Source organism: Trichococcus sp., assembly GCF_049589555.1.
Lineage (GTDB): Bacteria > Bacillota > Bacilli > Lactobacillales > Aerococcaceae > Trichococcus.
In genome coordinates this window covers 1-2883 of record NZ_JBAWAZ010000349.1, presented here as the reverse complement: position 1 = coordinate 2883, position 2883 = coordinate 1, and the positions used below count along the sequence as shown (strand labels likewise).

General features: G+C 49.8%; 4 protein-coding genes. 3 read left to right on the top strand and 1 reads right to left on the bottom strand.

Going from position 1 to position 2883, the window contains the following annotated elements; genetic code table 11:
* From WBV27_RS12080 to sufB, 3 genes are all read left to right on the top strand, one after another.
* The coding region (locus WBV27_RS12080) for an aminotransferase class V-fold PLP-dependent enzyme (protein ID WP_424202383.1) at positions 1-505 on the top strand (505 nt) is incomplete at its 5' end.
* The gene (gene sufU / locus WBV27_RS12075; RefSeq protein ID WP_424202381.1) at positions 492-977 is read left to right on the top strand and encodes a Fe-S cluster assembly sulfur transfer protein SufU; all 486 of its coding nucleotides are present in this window, start codon (positions 492-494) and stop codon (positions 975-977) included. The genes WBV27_RS12080 and sufU, both read left to right, overlap by 14 nt.
* Positions 974-2368, top strand: a complete 1395-nt coding sequence (gene sufB, locus WBV27_RS12070; protein WP_321380564.1) for a Fe-S cluster assembly protein SufB — start codon at positions 974-976, stop codon at positions 2366-2368. Before sufU ends, sufB begins: the two co-directional genes overlap by 4 nt.
* Positions 2369-2457: 89 nt before the next feature.
* Here sufB and WBV27_RS12065 read toward each other — a convergent pair.
* Positions 2458-2883: DUF3862 domain-containing protein (locus WBV27_RS12065; RefSeq protein WP_424202379.1), on the bottom strand; the 426-nt coding region annotated here is incomplete at its 5' end.

The window sequence follows — 2883 nt, the reverse complement described above, 5'->3', positions numbered from 1 at the left end:
AATGGAGCCAGTCGAATTCGGCGGCGAAATGATCGATTTCGTCTACGACCAGGAAAGCACCTGGAGTGTTCTGCCTTGGAAATTCGAAGCGGGCACACCGAACATCGCCGGCGGAATCGGCCTTGGGGCTGCCGTCGACTATCTGGAAGCGATCGGCATGGATGCCATCGAAGCCTACGAAAAAGAAATGGTGCGCTACGTGCTGCCGAAACTGCAGGCGATCGAAGGCATCACTGTCTACGGTCCTGCCGATCCGGAAAAGCACACGGGCGTCATCACCTTCAACCTGGAAGGGATCCATCCGCATGACTTGGCTACGGCTTTCGATATGGAAGGCATCGCTGTCCGCGCCGGCCACCACTGCGCGCAGCCATTGATGCGTTATTTGGACGTATCCTCGACAGCCAGAGCGAGTTTCTATTTCTACAACACATTCGAAGAGGCCGATCAATTCATCGCCTCCTTGCATAAAATAAAGGAGTTTTTCAAAGATGGCTTTATCTAAACTAGAAAACCTATACCGCCATGTCATTCTTGACCACTCCAGTCATCCGCACAATTACGGCACCTTGGAAAACGCCGACGAACAGATCGAGCTGAACAACCCGACCTGCGGCGACGTCATCACACTGCAATTGGCGATGGACGGCGACACGATCAAGGCCGCCAAATTCTCAGGCCACGGCTGCAGCATCAGCACAGCCAGCGCCAGCATGATGACGGACGTGGTCATTGGCAAAACGAAGGCAGAAGCGTTGTGCTTGGCGGAAGAATTTTTCCTGCTGGTGCAGGACAAAATCGAGCCGAACGAAAAGCACCTCGGCGAAGCAATCGTCCTGAACGGCGTCGCGAAATTCCCGGCCCGCATCAAATGCGCCACTTTGGCTTGGAAGGCTTTGGAAAGAGCGATTCTCCAAGACAAAAAAGAAAAAGGGGAAGAACAAGCGGAATCCCCGCATGAAGGAGAGATCTTATGAGCGAAGTACCAGTAGTTGACGATTATAAATTTGGCTTTCATGACGACGCAAAAATCATCTATTCCACCGGAAAAGGACTGACTGAAGAAATCGTCAGGGAAATATCCGAATCAAAAGAAGAGCCGGAATGGATGTTGGATTTCCGTCTGAAATCATTGGAAGCCTACCATAAATCAACCTTGCCGAATTGGGGACCGGATTTATCCCATCTGAAATTCGACGAAATCACCTATTTCCAGAAGGCAACCGATAAAGTAGCCAGAACCTGGGAAGATGTGCCTGACGAAATCAAGGAAACCTTCGAAAAAATCGGGATTCCTGAAGCTGAGCGCGCATATCTGGCCGGCGTAACGGTCCAGTATGAGTCGGAAGCCGTCTACCACAACATGAAGGATGAGTTCGAGAAATTGGGCATCATCTTCACCGATACGGACACGGCCCTGAAGGAATATCCGGAAATCTTCAAGGAATACTTCGCCAGCATTGTACCGCCGACTGACAACTTCGAAGCGGCCTTGAATTCGGCCGTCTGGTCCGGGGGCACGTTCATCTATGTGCCGAAAGGCGTCATCTGCGATGTGCCGTTGCAGACGTACTTCCGTATCAACAACGAAGGCTCCGGCCAGTTCGAGCGCACGCTGATCGTCGTCGACGAAGGCGCCAGCGTCCACTATGTTGAAGGCTGTACCGCACCGACCTATTCAGCCGACAGCCTACATTGCGCAGTCGTTGAGATCCTCGTGAAGAAGGACGCCTACTGCCGCTACACGACCATCCAAAACTGGTCAGGCAACGTCTACAACCTGGTAACGAAACGTGCCGTAGCCCTGGAAAACGCGACGATGGAATGGATCGACGGCAACTTGGGATCAAAAGTGACCATGAAATACCCGAGCGTCATCCTGAACGGACGCGGCGCCAAAGGAACGATGCTTTCCGTAGCTTTCGCCGGCAAAGGCCAACAGCAGGATACCGGCGCAAAAATGATCCACAACGCACCGTATACGTCCAGCTCGATCGTCTCCAAGTCGATCGCCAAAGACGGCGGGGCAGTTAACTACCGTGGACAAGTGAAGTTTGGCAAGAAATCGGAAGGATCGATCTCGCATATCGAATGCGATACGATCATCATGGACGACATCTCCACTTCCGACACGATCCCGTTCAACGAAATCCACAACGGCAGAGTCTCCCTGGAGCATGAAGCGAAAGTTTCCAAAATCTCCGAAGAGCAGCTGTACTACCTGATGAGCCGTGGCCTCAGCGAATCCCAAGCGACCGAAATGATCGTCATGGGCTTCGTCGAGCCATTCACCAAGGAACTTCCGATGGAGTATGCGGTCGAGTTGAACAGACTGATTGCGTATGAGATGGAAGGCAGCGTAGGGTAAATAATAAAAAAAGGCTAGAGAAGGCATATACAAAGCCTTCTCTAGCCTTTTTGTTTTATCCAAAATAGGGGGATTTTTTATTCAATTTATTATTGCATTCCGAATTGTGATTTTCCGGTAACAACACCGTCTGTTACTGTCAGGTTGAAATTAGCACCAAAATCACCCTTAACATTCGATGACCAACCAACTAGATTAATGTGTTGACCGCCAAACAATGATTCAGATGCACTATCAGGCTCACCGAATTGTGCTATAGCTTGATCAAAGGTATAGCTTCCATCAGTTGTTATAGCGTTGAACGCCTCTAACGTAGCTTCAGGAGCATCTGAATTGTAGCTAAATCCGGTAAATCCTTTACCAGTCGCGTTGCCATTTGAAAACGTAATAATTAATGTGTCGAGGAAGTTCCCGTCTACATTAGTCCATGAAGAAATTTTAGTTGTAGTATCATTAAAACTACTTTCAGAATTGCTGTTAGGTTCACCGTACTTCGCAACAGCATCATCATATGT